Origin of the sequence: Nitrososphaera viennensis EN76 (assembly GCF_000698785.1) — an archaeon.
GTDB classification, from domain to species: Archaea; Thermoproteota; Nitrososphaeria; order Nitrososphaerales; family Nitrososphaeraceae; genus Nitrososphaera; species Nitrososphaera viennensis.
In genome coordinates, this window is sequence record NZ_CP007536.1 from 778557 (window position 1) to 799608 (window position 21052).

Sequence of the window (21052 nt, forward strand, 5' to 3'; positions counted from 1 at the left end):
CCCCACAAAAATTGCAGAATTTTGCGGCTCTCGCTTTAATCGGTTAGCCTTTCTGTATGAAGCTCATGTACGATTTTGATATGTAAAAGATCCATAACATTTGCACATTTCATGAAAAAACTGCAGCTGGGTAGGGGGAGGGGCTGGATGTACTGCACTGCTTAAAACCTCGCCTCCTCTCCCAGTCCTGAGCGACAATTGTCTGCGGCTGGTGATGGGAAGGGGACGGCGTACCTCGCCGTCTACTCTGAAAGGCTTGTGCAGATGGTAGAACACAAGCTTGAGGGCAGCATGGAAAGGCTCCTCATGCCGGTCGCACATTCTGCAGACATTGTACAAGAAGTAAAAGCGCTCTGTACTCTTGGCGGCAAAGGAGAAACCATCATGAAGGTTGCGACATACCTGCTTGAAAAAGACGTTAGGGCAAAAGAAGTTGCAGATGCATTTGGCATAAACGCCAGCACTGCTCACCGTTCGCTAGAAAGACTAGAACAGCACGGCTTTGCTTTAAAGGATGAACGCAGCAGGCTATGGACTTTGAACAAAAGGAGGTTCCCGCTGCTTTATTCGCTCTCCCGCACCAGCACGGTCATTTTGTCGACCCGGAAAAGTTAGTTACGCACGAAATTTGCGCGTGATGCAATAAAAGTTTAACCGCTTTTGCAGGTATATAGTACTGCTTGAAGACAGATGGTCTACATCATAAAAGACTGGAACGTTTTCAAGCAAGCCGCGCTGAATAGCAGCTGCCACAACGACCGGGGCTGCTATCAAATCATAGACAGGGGACGAGGACAGGAAGTAAAGATTCTGGCAGGCAAGTTCGGTTATGCTGGCAGATTTGTGAGCGGTGATCCAGAGCTTGAAGAGGTCATCGGTTTTTGCCAGAAACAATCCTTTGCAGAAATAGCAAGCGGCCACATAGAAGCTGACTCGTTTTTTTCAGGGCGGTGAAAGGGGGATGTCCGGATATCCATACCGTTTGCTGCGAAGCGAGAACTCTGCACAAACCCAAGGCTTCACACCACAAGCTTCAGATGAGAATTCGCTAGGAAGGATTGGTTGTGAAGATTATCCCTCCGACAAAAGCGATGCAGGTTTATCACCTTCGCCCGTTGGCGAACAACATCGACAGCAGTCTGTCAATACGTGCAGGGTATGCTGTCATGGGATGCTGGTCTATGATGGAGGTGATGTGGTCTGTACAGCCTGCGGCGCTGTGGATGACGAGCAGAGGTCGGGCATGCCGAATGACAGCGGCTGCTATCCTTCGCCTCATCCACACATGCACGGTGCTGCAATGAACAACATCTGGTCGATTACAAGGTCTGGCAACGGTACTGCCTTGCTGACAAGAGATGAGAAAGAGAAACTCGGCCTCCAGACAGGCGCTTACAGGCATACGTTAAGGTCGCCGGAGGAGAAGGTTGTAAAGATTATCGACCGGGTCTGTGACAGAAACAACCTGGCGCTCCCAGAAAGCCTTGTCAAAGAAGCCGTGTACTGGGCAACCAAGATCACAAACGCGCTGGCATCAAAAAGGAAAGAAGACCAAGTCAGGATAAAGGTCTCCCCTGCAGAGATATCCATATTCTCTATAAGAAAGGCCTGCAAAACATCAGGGATATCTTGCTCTACACAAAGGCTGGTAGATGCACATCGGAGAATCGGATACAGCAACATTGCAGACAAGAAAATCCTCAAAAACCTGAGGAGAATCAGCTTTGTAACAGGAATAAAATACGAAACCCTTGCTCCCAGAGACTATGTCTTCAACCTCACAAACTGTTTGATCTCTGACGAAGGCACAAGGTCCAAGCTGGCAAATATTGCAAACCCTCTGGACTATATTGAAAGGAGAATCTACAGCAGGTCACTGGAGATACTTGCAGAGGTCCGCGGAGAGGGTAGAAACAATGTCATGATAGCCGCAGCCGCTATCTGCATTGCCGATAAGATTGAAGGCGAAGTGCTGGGATCCAGCATGATAGCAAAGGCGCTCCACCTAGACAAATACAAGGTTTCTCTTGCAATAGAACGTATCCTGAGCCAGATGCGCGAAGGAGGAAAAGAAGTGAAATTCCGGACCAATCCAGCTGCAGAGTACAGGTCGCAGGTTTCTGGCGAATTCGCAAGATTCGGGCAACGATGGCGGCCGAATGAAGGAGAGTCATAAGGAGATAATCCATTTGAAATCTGCCGCCCTGTCAAAAAACAGCATACAGGCGATATCCCTCGACCAGCTGAAAAAGAACGAATGGAACTGCAACACGATGACGAAGGAAGAGTTTGAATCCCTTAAAACCAGCATGAAAATCGAAGGTCAGATAAATCCGGTCCTAGTCACTCCACGCGGTGACTATTTCCTCATAATAGACGGTGAAAAGAGGTTCGCTGCAGCGACGGACCTTGGGTGGAAGTCATTGCAGGCCATAGTCGAAGACGGTGTTAGCGACGACCAGGTAAAAGTCAGGTGCTTTACATCGCACTACAACAGGGGATTTCTGGATCCGATAAAGACGTTCAATCTGTTTTATGGTGAATGGGTGAGAGAAAGCAGCAAGGCCTATGATGATGGCGAAGATGAAGGCGGTAGCGGCAAAGAGAAGGTGACGACAAGGCAGCTGGAGCAAAAATACGGTGTGGACCATTCATGGATTGTTCGAATTCTTACAATAAGAGAAATACCCGAGCCCGTACGGAAGTATATAAGCTCTTTGGTGCCCCGGGCACCAAGGCGGTTCTCAATAAAACATGCATTGGTACTGGCAGAAAAAGCAAATGTCATCCCTGAAGAGGAATTGAAGAAGGTGGTCGATTACTTTTTCAGCGCACAGAACAAGAAGGTGGAAAGCTACACGGACTTGAGATTTCTTTTGGAAACTGTGGTACAGGAATTACGTAACAAAACTCCCAACGATGATGATGTTGCTGACGGCTCCAATCGTCAAGACTTTGATGATAATGACCACAACGATGCGCCAGACAAAACCGGAAAAGAGTCTGCTGGTAGCCGCAACGGCGGTAGTTCTACAGCATCAAGACCAAAATCAAGGCCTTATGTTGAGGGGAATTTCGACTGTGAAGGCTGCGACAGCCACTACGTGATTGACTGGAACAATAAAAGAGTGCTAAAGCTCACTGCTGAAGACACATTTGTAAGGGCCTCAGAGGTCCAAACCCTGCCCGCCAAAGTTACTGACGGGTGTCCCAGGTGCGGCAATCAAATATCCATTGATTTTGAGGGAAGAACTTTCAGGTGGAGTTAGCTGATCACCGTAATCAGCCAGAACAATACATCTTCCGGTTTGATTCCTATCTTTTAAACTCTTGGAAACCTCGCTTTTGGTGCACAAAGAAAAGTGAATCACCTAAACAAGCTGAAGTCAGACAGGAGGGCAATCAGTCCGATACTGGCAACAATAGTCCTTATAGCCATAACAGTGGCTGGAGGGCTGCTCGTCTACAACGTCTTTTTTGCAACAGCAGGGACGATAAGCGCCAGAACACAGGTAGAGATAGAGTCGGTCAACATGGTAAAGACGACCAGTGGCGCAACGGTCTTTAGCATCACTCTGCAGAACACGGGCAACAAATTCCTCAACTCTGTTACATACACGGTAACAGGAGACACAGGAACACTGACTGCCACGCTGAACAACATGCAGCCGGGACAGTCGTTGAGCGACACAAAGACAAACCCGGCGGGATTCTCTGTAACGCCCGGCAAGACGTATCCAGTATCAATAACTGCCACTGCAAGCGACGGAAGCACAGCCCAGTATACGTCGTCGGTACTTGCCAGCTCTGGTTGAGCCTACAACAAAGAAGAAGGCTTTCCACTCCCTATTTTTTTCGCCTTTTAAAGATTCACCGGCCGATTTTTGTGGGAATTGAATGATGGCAGATTCTGATGACCAGCAAGTCCACAGCAACAACCCGTCCCGAGGTCCGAGGAAGCGGGGAAGGGCCAGAAGAGGCTCAAGCGAAGTACTTGGAGCAGTACTGGTCGCGGTCATTACCATGGGCGCTTTTTCTGTTTATGCCAGTTATGCACTAAACCAGACAAGCAATGAAGCCCAGTCGGTCGTTCAATCGTTAAGGAAAGGCACGTTAAAGCAAGGCCAGCTTCTCAGCGTCGTTTACCACTGGGAAAAGGTTCAGGGTACAAGCACCCAGGTAAAGATCAGCCTGTACAACTACGGCTATGCCGATGTCAATGTAAAATACGTATTCATTGACGGGGTACCTCAGGATAGCTTTAACCTTCTTGCACTAGACGGAAAGCAAGCTAGCGCAATAAAGGTAGGCTCGGTAACCAACCTTGTCGTCGACGTTCCCTATGCTGTCAATCCAATAGTTTCCGGTCAGAGTTACGAGGCAGTCCTTGTGACCGATGACAGCCTTGTATATTCATGGGGGCTTTGAGCAATGACAAATGATGATAAACGCAATAACAGTCATTCTCGCCGAAACAAAGGGATCTCGCCAGTCCTTGGCACAATAATCTTTGTGCTTGTTGCAGTGGCAGCAATAGGCACAATATCCTTCATATTCGTGGCCCAAGACAATTACAACACCGCTGTAAAGAAGAGCACGGAATTAGTTGGAAACAAGGGAAAGGAGCAGATATCTGTAGCACAGCTGGAAGAAGCAAAATTACAGATAGCAAACGATGGTCCTGCAACATCCAGAATCATCGGACTGGTGTCGGCAGACGATTCAACTGGGAACCTCAGTCTGGAACCTCTCAATCTGGCTTTACCCTCTGCACAGAAACTGGACTACACGATGCCTGTCAGTACTACAGGAGGAGGCCTTGGCAGCGGCAAGATGGGTCTCCTTACATCTTTGGGAAATATCTTCTGGGTAGACTCTAAACCGCTGCAGAACAAACCCCTTCCAGATTTTGCAATAGCCGTTGCACCGGATTCGCTGACAGTAGAACAGGGCAAGACTGGTACAGCGTCGATAACTGTGAGTCCCCTGAATAGCTTTTCTGACACTGTATTTCTATCTGCATCTGGCCTTCCTCAGGCCGCAAGCTATCTAATCAAGCCGTCAAGTGGAAACCCTCCATACGCAAGCACTTTGACGGTGCAGGTAGGCTCGACTACTCCGGTCGGGGTTTACACAATCACAATTACAGGCGATGACAAGAATGGCAGAGTGCATTCTGCCACCTTGACTCTTCAGGTCAATGCCGCGTCTAACCAAGATTTCACCATAGCTGTGTCAACAAAGACTGTAACTTTGCAGCAGGGCTCGTCTGCTGCAACAAATTCAATTACAGTGTCGCCGGTAAACGGCTATGACAGGACGGTAACGCTGGAAACATCAGGCTTTCCTGCAGGGGTTACCTACAGCTACAGCCCTCTCAGTGCAAAACCGTCGTTCACAAGTACGCTGACCATCGGTTCAGCAGCAAACACACCGACCGGGACGTACGTAATCACGGTGAAAGGAAGCGACGACACCGGCAAGGTACATTCAGATACCTTTACACTCCAAATAACTGCTCAGCCAGACTTCGATTTATCTGTCAACCCGTCATCATTGAATCTGCAGAGCGGAGGTTCCGGCTCATCCGTGGTATCTGTAACGTCTCTGAACGGTTACTCTGGGCAGGTCAGCCTGTCGTTATCAGGACTGCCAAATGGCGCTACTGCATCATTTAGCAAGCCTTCTGGAAGTCCATCTTTTACAAGCGTCCTCGACATCAACGCAGGCACTGCAAACGCGGGAACATACAACCTCATAGTGACAGGTACTGGAAGCGGAGGCGGCAAAACAAAATCCACCCAGCTGACGCTTACCATCCAAGAAACATCGTTTGACTTTTCGCTGGCGTTGGGTTCGAGCAGCGTAAACATCCAGCAAGGCGGAAGCAGCTCCAACACTGTTACGATATCACCAATCAACGGCTACAACAAGATCGTAAGCCTGTCAGTGTCTGGGATTCCATCCGGCGTATCTGCCTCTTTCAATCCCCAAAGTGGTGTCCCTGCATTCACAAGCACAATGTCAATATCCGCATCAACATCTGCGACACCAGGCTCGTACCCTGTAACAGTGCAGGCGCAGGGACAGGACGGGAAAACACATTCAACAACCTTTACACTGAAAGTGCAGGCAAAATACAAGCTAACGATATCAGTCCAGACAGCCGGACCGTCCGTCGCACCAACGACTTTCACCTCAGACACATTCAGCACAGGTCTGGACGGGTGGTCATACTGGGGAGACAGCGGTTATGCACTGGCCAGAGACACAGGAACTGGTAGCCCTGCCCCCTCGGCAAAGATCAGCGGAGATGCGTTCGCTACTGTGCACGGCATACAGAAGGTGGTTGACCTATCTTCATGGTCAAAGGCAGGAACCCTCACGTTATCTTTCAATTACAGGGCTGCATCAGATTATGCGGGCAGCACGGTAACCAATGCGTTTGTCCGCATATACAATGCAAACACAGACCTGATACTTTACGAGGAGACGCTTGTAGCCGGTGGAACGCAGGACACCGGTTGGAAATCCTACAGCAAAGACATCACCTGCAGCGTGCTGTCATCGTCTGGAAGCAGCACTAACAAGATCAGGGTCGTCCTGTTTCTGGGAGACGGGTGGAGGGCAAACTGGAACCAGAAGAACTGGTATGACAACATAAAGCTGGAAAGCTCGACATCAGCTGCAACCTGTGGAGGCACGACCAGCCCGGCTCCGGGAACATACTCCTACGTCGAAGGAGAGAGTGTGCAGGTAACTGCTCTACCCAACGCAGGATGGAAGTTGTCTCACTGGAGCCTTGACGGAGTAAGCGTCGGGTCCCAGAACCCTGCTTCGGTTACCATGAACAAGGACTATGCGCTGGTTGCCGTATTTGCACAGGGTCAGTCAGGCAGCGATTTTGTGGTCTCTGCAAGCCCCTCTTCTTTGAGCATTGCAAAAGGCTCTTCAGGCTTGACGACTGTTGCAGTAAACTCGATAAACGGCTATTCTACAGGGGTGAGCCTGAGCTTGTCAGGTCTCCCTGTAGGGGCATCCTACTCATTCCAGCCATGGTCGTCAAATGCTCCGTTTACCAGTACACTGACGATAAATGCCGGTACAGCAAACCCCGGGACATACACACTTTCCGTCACAGGAACAGGTTTGGCTGACGGCAAGATCAGAACAACCACCATTTCTCTTACTGTAACGCCTCAGTTTGATTTCTCACTGTCACTGAATCCGTCTTCTGGGACCGTGCAGCAGGGAGGATCGGTTCAAACAACCGTAACAACAACCTTGCTGAGTGGTACATCAACTTCAGTGAGCCTCTCTGCAAGTGGAGGACCACTTGGAACATCGTTTACTTTCAGTCCTGCATCCGGAAATCCAACATTTGCCAGTACTCTGACAATCAATATTCCAAGCAACGTTGCTACTGGCACATACCAGGTAACTGTTGCAGGAAGTGGCGGAGGCGTCTCAAGAACAGCAACGTACCAGCTGACGATAAGCTCACAGACAGCGCAGCCATTCAACTATGCTCTATCCGTCAGTCCCTCAAGCCTGTCCATTGCCAAAGGTTCCTCTGCGCAGACGACAGTCTCTGTAGACCTGCTCGCAGGATCCTCCGCGCAGGCCGTCGCGCTGTCATCAACCGGACAGCCTTCCGGCGTCACCGTCTCTTTCAACCCATCGTCAGGAAACCCAACATTCAAAAGCACCATGAGCATAAGCGTGTCCTCCGCAGCTAATGCAGGTACTTATACTCTGACAATAACCGGGACTTCCGGTGCCCTGGCAAAATCCACAACGTTAACACTGACAATAGTCAACGCAGCCGATTTTGCACTGTCTGCAACTCCTGGTACTCTCATAGTACATCAAGGCTCAGCTGGTTCAACCACAATCAAGATCGATGCAGTAAATGGATACAGCAACACGGTGTCACTGTCGGCCACAGGTCTGCCTTCAGGCGTTACCTGTGCATTCAGTCCATCAAGCGGCAAGCCGACTTTTTCAAGTACGCTAACACTCTCCGCGTCCCAGTCAGCTGCGACTGGAACATTCACAGTAACGATCAACGGTGCAGGTGCCGATGGCAAAACAAGGACCACAACTCTGACGCTTACAATACCCAAGCAGACAACCTATCCGCTTGCAGTAGCTGTCAAGGACCAGTTCAACGCGCCGGTGAAGGGAATCACCGTTACGATAGACTCCTCATCATACACAACCGATACAAGTGGTCAGGTAACAGTACAGGTCTTACAAGGAACCCACACTATAGCAGTTCCCTCTTCTTACCTCCAGTCGTCAGGCACAAGGTACTTGTTTGACAAGTGGAGCGATGGCGGAGTAACAGCAAATCCAAGGACCGTTACGGTTAACTCTGCAGTGACTTTTACTGCCATTGAGAAGAAGCAGCATTACCTGACGATGCAGACATCTGCATCATCAGCTGGTACTGTGTCTCCCTCCAGTGATTGGTATGATTCTGGCAAACAGGTGGCGATTTCAGCATCCGCATCGTCAGGCTACAAATTCGATACATGGTCAGGCTCCGGTTCAGGCTCGTATTCTGGAACAGCTAACCCTGCCACGATAACGGTAAATGCGCCCATCACAGAAACAGCAAGCTTCCAGAAGGTATACACCGTCAGCGTGAAAACGCTGGCAACCTATGGAGGTCTTTCGGCATCACCGTTATCTGGCCTGAAGGTGAAGATAGGGACCACCACAGTCCAGACAGATTCAAGTGGCATGGCAGCTTTTGCGCTCCCTGCCGGCACCTATCAGGTGAGCATTGTTGATACATCCACGACAAAGTCGATAAGCAGCGTTGATGTCAGAGGCTTTGCGTTCAAGTGGTGGGACAACCTCTCGACTTCAAATCCAAGGACGATCAGTGTGAACGGACCCTCAACACTGGTGGCGTACTACCCAATCACTTGGCAGCAGTACACATTGAATCCAAATACGTACACTGCAGAGGTTGCTGACCCCTCGAAAACCGACTCCCTTGGAAACCCTGTCCTGAGGTCGGTATCTCTGCCGTATGCAAAGTCTGCCAGCAACTGGCTTCTTGGGTGGGAGTGGAGCATGGATGTGAGGACGGACAGCAAGGGAGCATACTTCGGCGCTCATGATTATGCCGCATGGGGGTACACCAAGGCCTTTACAACAAAGTGGAACTCAAAGCTGACACCTGCAACTCATTCGTATGCGGTAGACAAACTGGCGATAAGCTATTCCGGCTACTTGAATGTGAAAGGCATAACCTCGGATTCAGACCAGGGGCTTTACTTCAGGTACAGGGACACTTACAACAACAAGGGAGACACAAGCCCGTCTGTTGACTGGACAAATACAAAATCGTACAACGGGGTGGTTGGCGCGGCCAGAGTGTTTACTCCAAAGCAGGTGATAGTAGGAGACTTGATGGTATCAACATACCAGTGGGCCAGAGGCTCCAACTTTGACATGAGGTTCAGCAACGGGTATGGGTGGACTACAAACAACATGGTCGCCACGCTTTACTTTACGCCGACAAATCCGTAGTATGCAAATAATTATCTTTCGATTTTGGTGCATAACAAGATGCAGTCAGACTAGGGGAAAGAATATTGCAATAGAATTAAGGAGGTCTAGACATCCGCAATGTGAACTTTGAATTTGTCTTTATTCTCTTTTTTAACTTGGACTGACCGTAGGAAAGTTACAGTTTTGTAGTTGCATTTGCCGCCATCAGAGCGACAGTCAATAGCAGATGCACTAATCACCACTGGTGTGAATGAACCGCCTTTTCTTGCATTGTTGACTGCAGTCGCAATCGTTTTTTCGAAAGCAAATTCAGGATTTTCTGCGCTGGTTTTCTCATTTAGGAAGCGTCCAGTCGTTGAACGAGTTGCATCGACGAAGATGATACGTCCCCCTTGTCCTATTCCGTTGTCAATATCGCCTGCCACTTTATTCCTTTCAATAAATGACTTAATTTCACTTGTAATATCCTGTTCATCATGCTCCGGTCCTCTCGGTTCGTCATTGATGGCTTTCACCTCACACGGCAGATCATCAATTAGAAAGTCATGTTTCTTATGGAACGAGACTCGTAATCCTGCCTCACTTGCAAGGACCGGGAACTTTACTTCAGCAATGACACTCCACAAGCCGGTTGGCAATTTTATGTAGAATTTCTCAAACTCATCATCATAGGGCTTGCCTCCTTTCACCTCAAACCTCTTTCCATAGTGGAGGCTAACCTTATATTGGCTGATATTACCGAGATCCGCCGACATCTCGCTTACGATTCTCGCCTTTTTCGTATCAAATGTACTCCTGTCTACTTGTGAGCATCTATAGTACCAATAGCAAAATCGTAGGAGTTCCAAGATTATGGGCTCAGTTGCATACTCGAAACCGGGCGTCTTCCATTCTCTAATTGTCTCGAGGAAATATGGTTGGAAAAGTTCATCCATGGGCATTTCGTTCTGCAGCATCTTCCAGCCGTCTACAACTTCCGCAGCTTTTGCTGATTCATAGATAGCTGCGGATATCTTGATTTTGAAGCCACCGAACACGACTGTGTCAGAGTCGATTATTTGCGGTACTGAATCTTTGTCAGTAACTATACCTGATGTACGAATAGCAAGAAACCTCGCATCATCGATAAAGTCCACATCCAAATTTGAGGTTCCCTTTCTAATTTCTGTCTTTTGGCATTTGCTGCGTTCTTTCTTTAATCACCTGTGTAGAAATAAAGGCTTTGACGCATTCGCCCGCACATATACACGCGAAATTAATGAAAAGCAGATCCTTTCTGGCTATATTATAGAGGCTTGATTCCAATTGTCATCGAAAGCCGATTCGGCATCTACAGATGATACCATTTTTGCAAGATAGCTATTTTTTGAACCAAAGTCTTTCAGTGAATGCCCAACAGACCAGCCTTCACCCCTTGTTAGAATAAATCTGTCATGTAAACCTGTACCTTTTCTCATCATCAGCTTGTTGCTTAATGTTGCTATTTCTTGCTTGACTTGGTACAACTCCTTAATGTTATCGGTTAAGAGTAGAATATCGATGTCGCCCTTTACTTTGGCTAACAGCTTGATAGTATCCACGGACACATAAGGGTCGCAAATTTTGACGTAAGTATCAAGCTGATTCTGGAGAATGCCAATAAGAGCGCTTTCGCCCTTCTGCCTTTCTCCAGCCCTAACAAACACATGGTCTTGGTATGACCCTTCTTCAATTACGAAAGACGTAACATTATTCCCTCCAATGGTGGACGACTTGACTTTTCCGACAATTGGCTCTGATAGTGTAACCGGCGATTTGCTCATGAGTACCCCTTCATCAATGCTTCTACGTTGTGCGCCGGTAGTAATATTCTCAATTATAGTAACTCGAAGGGGTCTTTCATCATGGAAAGCACGCACAATCTTGATAATATCGCCCTTTCTAAGATCTATTGAACCATTAAACCAACATTCCATAATAAGCGATTAATGTTGCAGAATTTTAGTTATTCGTCTGCTTGATATTGCACCTCGGCACGCTTGCCAGCATTCTTGGAAAGTCGGCTAATCCTTTTCTATTTCAAATGCCTTTTCACTTGTAAGACCTGTTAGAATAGTTCTTGCTGCGATTTCCAACTGACCATCTGAAATCTTCTCGTAATATTGCTTATCACTATCAGTCGGTAGCTTCTCGATAAAATCATCTTGGAGGTATGCATAGAATGCTATCAATAACACATAGCGGTTTTGAATTATGCGCTTGGTAGCCTCCTGGTATTTGCTTCTGCGCAATGCACCGATATACCATTCATTTTCTACAGAAACGTAGATTACAACTTTGTCGGGAGACTTTTGGACATCTGCGACGTTCTTTTCAGTCCACTTGTTGCTAATGTAGTATTCGTGGTTCCGGTCAACAACCTCGATATAGGGCGCATCGGTCTGAATATTGCTGGGCTTTTCCTTTTTCAAAAGAGGTTCTTCTATTACCGAATTCCTGCTATCGGACAGGGATACCTTTTCTGCCGATTCGTTAATGGCGTTAAGCTGAATATTGAAAGGAAACTTGGTGAACAGAGGTGCGCCCTCCACCAGCCTTGTTACGATAAATATTCTGCCATTTCTAAAATCCTTTTGAAAGTATGATATCTTTACAAACTTTTGAGTTTCCTCTGCCAACGAGAAATAAGCGTTATTCCTTGCCAGAAAATTATTTGGTGCATCAGACAATATTTCAATCCTTGTTGATTGATTTGGTCTAAAGACCAACGGGTCAGCCTTGTTCATTATCTTGATGAAGGTAGGAAAGTCCTTTAGCGAAACGTATTCTTCTACAATTTGCTCTTCTATAGGCGGTTCTCGCTCCGTTTCAGGACTTGCAGGTTTCTTGTCTCCTTCTCCTTTGTTACCACCTTTTACGCCTATTCTGCCAGGCAGGATTCTGTTTATCATCTCGGCTAGGTTTCTCCTCATCTCGTCTTTCTCCTTGGAGAAACCTTCGGAAAGAAAGTCCTCCTCACGTTGTCTGTTTAGCTCTTTTAGCTCCCTTGAATTCGAAAGAATTTCCACGATTGTTTTCTTGATAATTGCGGAACCTTCGCTGGTGATTGATTCCCTGGTCGAAGGGAAAAGGGCACGTCTTCCTACATCGTTGACCAAGTCGCAATCTATCTGAACTACAAGGTCTTTTTGCAGATAGGGTAACTGACATTCGTTCAAAAACCGCCTTGGCAATACGGAATGCGACTGACCGTAGTAAGTAACGACAATCGGATAGTCAGGGTCCACGAAAGTCATCTTTTGTGCAACATCTGTCTGTCTTTTGAATAGCCAGTACCGAAGGATTATTGTCCCATAGTCTATTTCCGTGGAGGGGACTTGGATTTCGTCTCTCCTCTCAATAAGGTCTGACCTGTTGAGTCTATCTCTACTTCCGTATATCCGCCTTAGCCGTTCTTGATAGGCTCCGGCTTGCTGGTTTACTATCTTGAAAGGCAAAACAGGGTCAAACAGATAATACTGCAATTTCCCGTATAGAGTTAGCAAGTTCTGTTTGCCAATCTTGTAGTCTATGTGCCTAACAATGGTGTTAAAATCGATATCCAACGACTTGTCAGGGTTTGTAACGGTAAGGGGCAAGTTGTCCTCGCTGTTTACAAGGTAAACGTACTTGCCATCTTTTTCGTCTCTCGCTGGCGGCTGGAACTTTATGACAGTAAACGACATCTTGTTACTATCATCAAATTTCCTGCTAACGAGAATAGTAAACTCAGAGAAGGCAAAAGTCGTGGAACCGCCTTGACCAAACCTGCCCATCAAGTACCATTTGGTAATCTTATTTGACTGGTTAAGAGACAGAATGGTATTCGGAATTTCATCTTTTCGAAGACCTATGCCTCTATCAATAATATCAATTGTCGGAGTTTCGTCGGTATCCCCATCCCAAAGGATAACGTCAACCCCACTTTCCATTGCCGCTGTTTTCTTTCTCCTCTTGATTGTGTCGGCTATAACTCCTCCTTTGAACCCTAATGCCTTTTCGGAAAATACTCTAGGAGAACGGATATTCTTTAATTCGGGTCTTTCTTCCGCCAGTCGTTCAAAGGTGGCATCTATACCGTTGGTTATTCTTTCTACAAGCGAAACTTCTGGATTAGCAGTAAGGTGAACGGTTGCAAAGTTGGTTTCCCTGTCACCTAAAGTCCGCCATCTAACAGAGTCTCCTTTGTTGTTACTTGAATATAGCCTGTCAAGAATATCAATTACATCACTTCTTGTCCTTGCAACCAAGAGGGACTTTAATGCTCTCAGAGTCGCTTGCTCATTCAAGCAATTCTCTTATTGTTATCAGCTATAAAAGTAGCTGTTCTTTTCAGAGTCTTCCTCTTTTTAATTCCAGATCTCATCATGATTGATGAACATACCCAAAATCATTCCAAGAACGATGCACCAAATATTCCCTTTTATGGGTAAGGCCCGTAAGCCTCTGCATCAAGGTCCAAAGTTCAGGGCAGAGCCTCTTGTAGCTGTCGTAAGTGGAGAGATACTCGACAGATACGCAGTAGAGCAGTCGGCGGTTTATGTCGTTTTGGATGAAAACGACGGTGGTAGCAAAGCAAAATACGTAGTCACTGAACCCTCTTTAGACGAAGAGGAGCAGAGGGTTTATTCGCTTATAATGGAAGGTCTGTACTTCTCGCTGAAGCCTATTGCCAAGACCGAAGACCCACTTCAATACATAGAGGGATACATATGGGAAGTGGCAGAAAATCTAGGACTTGTTGAGCAGCTGGAAAAGGCGTATCAAAAGTACAGATATTTCATTGCAAGGGATGCCATCGGTTACGGACCGATAGACATACTGATGAAGGATAACGACGTGGAAGAGATATCGTCAGAAGGCTACGACAAGCCTGTTGCGGTGATGCATCGGCGCTTTACAGAATACGACTGGATAGACACCAACGTCAGGTTTGCCAGCGAAGACAGCCTTCGTACATACGTCCAGAGGCTGGCTCAGAAAACAGGCAAGAGCGTCACCGTCGCTGTGCCATTTGCCGACTCTATGACCTCTGACGGTCACAGGGTTGCAGTAACTTTTGCCGGCGAGGTCACGCTGCCTGGGAGTTCATTTGACATCAGAAAATTCCCCAAAGAACCGCTGAGCATTGCACACCTAATAAAGTCAAACACAATGTCTGCGCTGATGGCTGCCTACTACTGGTTGCTTGTAGAGTCAAAGGGATTTGTGATGATTTTGGGAACCATGGGTTCTGGCAAGACTACGTCACTAAACTCGCTGTCAACAATGATAAACCCGTCTTCAAAGATTGCCACGATAGAAGACACACCGGAGCTGCGATTGCCACACACCCACTGGCAACGTTTCAAGACAAGGAGGACCTATTCCATTACAGAGTCAAGGTTTGATGTCGATCTGATGGATCTCGTTATCCTTTCTCTAAGGTACAGGCCCGATTACGTCATCCTTGGAGAAGTCAGGGGCGCTGAAATCAGGGCGCTGATACAGGCGGCCGCGATAGGACATTCTGCGCTGTGCACAATGCATGCAGAAAGCCCTGAAGCGGCTCTTGTCAGGATGAGCTCTCCTCCCATGGACGTAAGCCTTGGAGGCAGGATGCTGGTCTGGAACTTTCTCATGCTAAACAGGGTCAAAGACAGGCAGGGAAAAGTCATCAGAAGAACAGTATCTTCTACCGAGGTCATTCCTAGAGAGAACCTTATGGAATTGAAACAGGTATTTGCATGGAATCCAAGGACAGACAGGTTTGCTCCAGATGGGGACAATGCTGCAGAGCATTTGGTAGAGACAAGTTACAGGTTAAAGGAAATTGCAAAGCTTAGGGGCTGGACAGATTGCGAGGTAGTAGATCAATTAAAGGAAAGATGTAATCTGCTTACAGATCTTGTGGATGAAGACAAGCTGGCATACTCTGATGTCTCTAAAGCAATACAGTCGTTCTATCGAGATAACATAAGATAAGGAACTTGCATTTTTGAAGAAAGGGTAAATAACACAGAATGACCTGACCGTATGTAGTGGGCTTCTGGCCATACCTCGTGCTGTTTGGAACCCTGTTTGTCCAGTCATTCCATATGATCGAACACGTGGCACAGGTAACCGAGAAATTCGTTCTGCAATGGTCTCACCCTTATTGAGTTCTTGGTTCCCAACTTGACATAGAGCCGGTCCATTTCGTTTACAACGTGTCTTATCTGGCGCTAATTACGCTGACGTGGATTTTGTTCAAGAGTAGGATGGACAAGTACAGTGCGGCCATCAACGTACTTTTCCTCTCTGCCATGGCCCTCCAGTCATGGCATTTTGTAGAACATTCAGTCAAGCTGGAACAGCATATCGTGCAGAGCTGCGCTTCCTGTCTTGGAATACTGGGCAACTATTTCGACCCGGTCGTCTTGCACCTTGTCTATAACATTGCGGTTTTTGCCCCGTTCCTGACGGCATTTGTACTCATTCAAAGGCCAGATGCGGTAGAAAAGGAACTGTCAGAGCCTGTGACCGGTCCAAAGAAAGACTTCGTTGAGGAGCAAGACGATCTTCTGTAAGATGCTTGCTCTTCTCATAGAGTGGTAGCGTCTTGTCCCACTTTCCCCCTTTTTACTGCTTGACCGATGGTAATTCTGTATGGTCAAGGCAGATTCTAGGATCACCTACCTGATAATCGTAGCACTCTTGATAGCATGCTCGTATATAGGACTGCATGTATTTGTCCAGTACTCTGCCTCGGGTTTTGTCTACACGCAGATAGCCGGAATTATGCTTGCAGGAATTGGCGTGGGCGGAGTGCTGGTGTTGCTGACATACGCCATAGAATTATGGAAGAAGCCACAGTATCTGGAATTAAGGCTCACGTGGCAGCCAAATCCCATTCTGGTATCTTACATAGCGTCAGCCGCCGTCCTTTATTTTGGCATAGGAGGGATGTTTGTGCTGACTCCCGTAAATGAAAACTATGCAGATACACTTGGTCTGGTTCTGACTGGAATCGGCGTCGTCTCCCTGACGATAACTGCTATTTTCCATTATAGGGGTGCTGCCAAAGCTAGGGGCTCTGGAAAGGGAGCAGGTAAAGAAGTCACAGTAAGGCCATTTGAGCATAACCTTGCACTGAGGGTAGTATCACGAAACAACATACTGTCAGCTATCTCAAAAGCTATGAGCGCGCATCTGCTGACACCAGAAGTCATCAAGTCTGGCATGCTGATAAACCCGCAGATCCTCTCAAGCAAGTACGTGTTCCTCTCCTTACTTGCTCTTGTCGCAAGCATCCCGTTAACGGTGGTCGTACTTCTTTCTTTACAAAGCTACGATGTCCCTTCGTTTCCAGCCCTTCTGTCCCTGCTTGCTCCATTGGCGATGCTAGTGATGCCTTACCTGAAACTAAAAAGTATGGCAGGGGACAGAAAGCGCGGCATAGAAGACGAGCTGCCGTTCTTTTGCACATATGCGTCAGTAATGCAGAGCGTCGGTCTATCGCTTTACAACAGTTTTGAGAACATTGCGTCCAGAAACGTCTTTGCAAATCTGGAGAAAGAAGCACTGATGATACAGAGAAACGTGCAGTTCTTTTTCAAAAACCAAGTAGAGGCCCTGGAGCAGGCTGGAAGGGTACATCCAAATGAAAAGTTCAGGGGTCTGCTTCTTGGATATACAAGTGAATGGAGGAGCGGCGGGGATACAGTGCATTACCTTGACGCAAAGTCAAAGGAACTTCTAAACGATATGCGTTTCAGATGGCAGCGCTACACGGCAATGGTTTCTGACATAGGCGAAGTCATGGTCAGCCTGTTCTTCATAATGCCAGTGCTCATACTTACAACGGCATTCGTGTTTCCTTTACAGACCACGGTCATTACAGGAGCGGTTGTGGCTGTGTTGATTCCCCTGCTTACCGCAGTCGTTTTTATGATGATAAGCAACATGCAGCCAAAGACCTACGATCTAATAGAAGGCAAAACTACTTTCAGTGTAGTAGCAGCGATAGCAAGTTTTGCAGTAGCCTACTTTTTGTCTCATTCCACAGTCTGGATAGCGCTTGCAACATCCATCATATCCACAGGCGTGTTTTACGGCGCTTGGGTCATCGCGCAAAGAAGGGAAATAACGCAGGTCGAAAAGGCGCTGCCTCAATTCCTGAGGGATATTACAGAGTACAAAAAGATGGGCTACGACATAAACAGGTCTGTCTTCAAAATTGCCGAAGAAAATTTGTACAACGCAACCTTTGACGCACTGCTCAAAAACACGGCAAAGCAGATGCGGATGGGCCTGAGGCTGAGCGACACAGAAATCAAGGTGAGGAGCTGGCTTGGCAGGCTGACCTTCTTCCTTCTGGGCGAAATTGTCAATAGTGGAGGCGGTACGGCATCTGCACTTGAGACACTGACAAACTTTGTGAGCAATGTGAATCAGATAAAGAAAGAAGCCAAGAGTACGATGCACCTGTACGAAGTTCTCACCTACCTTACACCGATTGGTCTGGCATTTACCGTCGCGCTTATGGCAAGTTTGATGACTGCATTCAGCTCGACTGTGGCATCAGCTTCGGAAGTCGGAATCTTGAAGCAGATATCGTCAGTCCCAGACGAATTGATCCAGACAACAAACATGATGATTGTGGCGGCATCTGCAAGCATGGCGTTTGTAGCAGGAAAGGCAATCGACCTGACTTCAAAAAACACCCTCAGAATAGCCGTGACCGTTGCTGTTGCAGCGATATCGATTTCCTTGTCAACAGAGTTTGTTTCAGGCATAATACGAATGGTGACAGGATAGGCTGCACAGGATGAAGTTGCGTAGATTACGACCTTTTCTTTTCATTTGGAATGAATAGTCGCCTAATTCCCGAATCCGCAATAATTCTGCCTTTTAAGAACACAGGCTGGCTTTCTGATGAATACTAGTGTTGTTGGATCCAGCGCAGGCAATCCTCGCATTCCTGATGGTCGTCACTGCTGCCAGTGGCATCGTTGTTGACAGCAATAGTACCGACAGTACTTCACAATCTGACTCCTCGCCACCAGTGCCGATAGCACCGGACCCTGTGTCGATTATGGCAGATGCCTTCGGACAGATGTTTGGTCTGACAGTAAAGGCGTTCACAGACGGCCTGGCAGGAGCTTTTGGCTGGATCCTTGACAGCGTCGGTGGCGAACAGGGCGTCTATTATTTTCTTGTGAAACTGCCGGTGGCCGACCCATCAGTTAACAACGGCGGCGTCGAGGCTGCGATACTTGAAGTATATCCTTTGATTCAGAATGTTGCCCTTGTTTTCTTTGTGTTTGTGCTTTTGATGGCGGGCCTGAGCTATGCTGTCGAGAACTTTGGAATATTGAAAGAAGGGACCGCATCGCATATCCTTTCCAGCAGCCTGTTTACGCTTGTTGTACTTTTCCTGATTCTCCCAATCTACAATACAACTGCCACAATGTTCAACGTGATAACCGATCCATCTTCTGGGATGATACTGAAGAATGGGGAGATAACAGGGCTTTTGAAGGCAGCAATCAGCCCGGAGTTTGTCAACGTTCCTCAGGGCATCGTGCAGACCATACTGTCTGTGTTTGTGTTCATACTGGTTCTTGTTGAGCTGCTTGCCATCGCGATTCTTGGAACTCTCAGGATATTCTTTGTAGGAGCCATCCTGGTCATGATGCCCTTGATTCTGATTTTGAGGTTGATTCCTCTTACCAAAGGCGTAGCAGATTCGCTGATAGAGATGGAGATAGGGCTGATACTCGCCAGTCTTATAGCGGCGATATTTCTGAAGTTCGGCTATGAAGTTGCAACAGAATGGGGTGGCCTGCTATCTATCCTTGCAGCATTTGGAACTCTGGTCGCAACTGCTCTGATGCCGACTGTACTTGCTCCCAAAGTTGGCAGCGTGTTTTCAAGCACTGTCAGCATGGTCACGACGGCTGGAACAGGGGCTGCCGTCATCGGTGCAATGACTGGAGGTGGGGCGCTGGCTGCCGGTGCATCGATTATGCAGACTGCAGGTGGCTTTGGCAAGGTGTTTGGTGCATCTACGAAGTTTGCAGGCGGAAGCCCGTTATCAGACATCGGCAACAGGGTTGTAGGATTCACAGACGGTCTGAGGATAATGGCACCGGCTATGACGCTTGGTGGAGCAAAAGGCTACGGTAAAGGTCTGCTGGAAGCCACCAAAGGCATTCGAATAGGTCCAAATGCATTGCCGGACAGAATCCAGGTTTCAAGACAGTCAATGCAAGGTCTCGATTCTATCAGAAACAGTGCACCTTACAAAACAGCATTGCTGCGTATGCAAGGGACAATATCAGATTTGGCGTTCAAACCTGCAGATGGAGAGAGCGCAAAACATGGGTGGCAGTACATCCAGTCAATCTCTGACATGGATGATTCCAGAATAGCAGAAAGGCTTGTAAGAGTACTAGGACAACCTTCTCTTGCCAACAGACCAACTGAAACTGCGAAGACATTCCGCGACACTGTGATTGCGTTGAAGGCCCATCCACAACTGGCGAGCAGAGTGGCATTGCACTTGAAAAGTTTTGAGGAACAAGGTTCTCCTACAAAAGAAAATGTTGCAAAGTTAATTGATTCCAGAAGTTCATTTCAGAGGCAATTGAATCATGAAGTTACGAAATTACATCTAAAGAAACGTGCCAGTGAAAGCAACATGCGCATAAAAATGCAGGATTCTTATTCTGAACTGTTTACAGCCTTGTTTGGAGAAGCAAAGAAAGAGTGAGGGTCGGCTAGCAAGCCGTTATCTTTCCGGCCACGTATCAGCAGCAATACTCTTGAACGGAACGACTCCTCCGCCATAGAGCTCTTTGTCTATCAACTTCATCTCTTCCTTGATTTCTCCACATCTTTGTTTATTCTTGGATTTCTTGGCCTCGTAATATTCTGAGTGTAATCTATCCAATCTTTCGTCTAACACTACAGATTCTTTTTTCAATGCAAGCCACTCCTCCTTTGTCATACTATCAAGTCTTTCAGTACCTTGCCAGATGTGTTCTTCAGGGAATTTCCTCCAGCCTTCGACCTTTTTCCACGAAAGTGTTTTTGCATTTACATCTACAACTACGTCATTTACGTTCTGTCTGTCGTCCTGTGAGGATTCTATTCCATTTGCTCTGCCTTCAGTTGTCGATTTCGAATAGGCCAATTCTACTCCAGACGATATAGAGACATTGGATGTGTTTCGAAAATCTGCAATCCAGTCTTCACAGTTGCCTCCCTCTCTCATCTTGTACCTGTCCGTGAATATCTTGGTGCCGTCATCGTCCATATATGATACAGTGAATTCATGTTTCTTGACTGGAACTACAGACTGGATGGTGTACAGCACAATAAGCCTTGGCACAACGCCGTTCTCTGTTTCAAACATCAGTCTTGTGTTTGTAAGATATAGCGTCCCATTGCCATATTTCCTTCCGTCATCACCAGACAGTTCGACCCTATCCTCTCTTACGAGTTTCTCGGTATCTTTCAATATTATCATATTGGGATCACC

15 protein-coding genes are annotated in these 21052 nt (G+C 47.3%); 11 read left to right on the forward strand and 4 right to left on the reverse strand.

Annotated elements, in window-relative coordinates; all coding sequences use genetic code 11:
• Positions 1-198: 198 nt before the first annotated feature.
• From NVIE_RS04510 to NVIE_RS04540, 7 genes are all read left to right on the forward strand, one after another.
• Positions 199-615, forward strand: a complete 417-nt coding sequence (locus NVIE_RS04510) for a helix-turn-helix domain-containing protein (RefSeq protein WP_075054223.1) — start codon at positions 199-201, stop codon at positions 613-615.
• A 75-nt stretch (positions 616-690) separates the two neighbouring features.
• Positions 691-954, forward strand: coding sequence for a hypothetical protein (locus NVIE_RS04515; RefSeq protein ID WP_075054224.1), 264 nt, complete (start codon positions 691-693; stop codon positions 952-954).
• Positions 955-982: 28 nt separating this feature from the next.
• Positions 983-2176, forward strand: a complete 1194-nt coding sequence (locus NVIE_RS04520; protein ID WP_227717476.1) for a TFIIB-type zinc ribbon-containing protein — start codon at positions 983-985, stop codon at positions 2174-2176.
• A 13-nt stretch (positions 2177-2189) separates the two neighbouring features.
• Complete coding sequence (locus NVIE_RS04525; RefSeq protein ID WP_158435091.1) at positions 2190-3269, forward strand: ParB/RepB/Spo0J family partition protein; 1080 nt, start codon at positions 2190-2192, stop codon at positions 3267-3269.
• Between the two features lie 93 nt (positions 3270-3362).
• The gene (locus NVIE_RS04530; RefSeq protein WP_075054227.1) at positions 3363-3815 is read left to right on the forward strand and encodes an archaellin/type IV pilin N-terminal domain-containing protein; all 453 of its coding nucleotides are present in this window, start codon (positions 3363-3365) and stop codon (positions 3813-3815) included.
• 82 nt (positions 3816-3897) lie between these two features.
• Positions 3898-4428: a hypothetical protein gene (locus NVIE_RS04535; RefSeq protein ID WP_075054228.1), complete on the forward strand. Its 531-nt coding sequence runs from the start codon at positions 3898-3900 to the stop codon at positions 4426-4428.
• A gap of 3 nt (positions 4429-4431) precedes the next feature.
• Positions 4432-9546 carry an InlB B-repeat-containing protein gene (locus NVIE_RS04540; protein WP_084790619.1) on the forward strand — a complete coding sequence of 1705 codons (5115 nt, stop codon included), beginning with the start codon at positions 4432-4434 and terminating at the stop codon, positions 9544-9546.
• Between the two features lie 86 nt (positions 9547-9632).
• Here NVIE_RS04540 and NVIE_RS04545 read toward each other — a convergent pair whose 3' ends face one another.
• From NVIE_RS04545 to NVIE_RS04555, 3 genes are all read right to left on the reverse strand, one after another.
• Positions 9633-10670 carry a hypothetical protein gene (locus NVIE_RS04545; protein ID WP_075054230.1) on the reverse strand — a complete coding sequence of 346 codons (1038 nt, stop codon included), beginning with the start codon at positions 10668-10670 and terminating at the stop codon, positions 9633-9635.
• 138 nt (positions 10671-10808) lie between these two features.
• Positions 10809-11483, reverse strand: a complete 675-nt coding sequence (locus tag NVIE_RS04550; RefSeq protein WP_075054231.1) for a hypothetical protein — start codon at positions 11481-11483, stop codon at positions 10809-10811.
• An 87-nt stretch (positions 11484-11570) separates the two neighbouring features.
• A complete protein-coding gene (locus NVIE_RS04555) occupies positions 11571-13835 on the reverse strand; it encodes an ATP-binding protein (protein WP_144239497.1) in 2265 nt (754 codons plus the stop codon).
• Positions 13836-13920: 85 nt separating this feature from the next.
• Between NVIE_RS04555 and NVIE_RS04560 the strand changes: the two genes are divergently transcribed.
• From NVIE_RS04560 to NVIE_RS04575, 4 genes are all read left to right on the forward strand, one after another.
• A complete protein-coding gene (locus tag NVIE_RS04560) occupies positions 13921-15510 on the forward strand; it encodes a type II/IV secretion system ATPase subunit (protein ID WP_084790620.1) in 1590 nt (529 codons plus the stop codon).
• 260 nt (positions 15511-15770) lie between these two features.
• Complete coding sequence (locus tag NVIE_RS04565; protein WP_144239498.1) at positions 15771-16094, forward strand: hypothetical protein; 324 nt, start codon at positions 15771-15773, stop codon at positions 16092-16094.
• Between the two features lie 79 nt (positions 16095-16173).
• Positions 16174-18324 (forward strand): membrane pilin protein UpsF, encoded by a 2151-nt coding sequence (gene upsF / locus NVIE_RS04570; RefSeq protein ID WP_075054235.1) that lies wholly within the window; start codon positions 16174-16176, stop codon positions 18322-18324.
• A 133-nt stretch (positions 18325-18457) separates the two neighbouring features.
• Positions 18458-20281 carry a hypothetical protein gene (locus tag NVIE_RS04575; RefSeq protein WP_144239499.1) on the forward strand — a complete coding sequence of 608 codons (1824 nt, stop codon included), beginning with the start codon at positions 18458-18460 and terminating at the stop codon, positions 20279-20281.
• An 18-nt stretch (positions 20282-20299) separates the two neighbouring features.
• Here NVIE_RS04575 and NVIE_RS04580 read toward each other — a convergent pair whose 3' ends face one another.
• Complete coding sequence (locus tag NVIE_RS04580; protein WP_144239500.1) at positions 20300-21031, reverse strand: hypothetical protein; 732 nt, start codon at positions 21029-21031, stop codon at positions 20300-20302.
• Positions 21032-21052 lie beyond the last annotated feature (21 nt).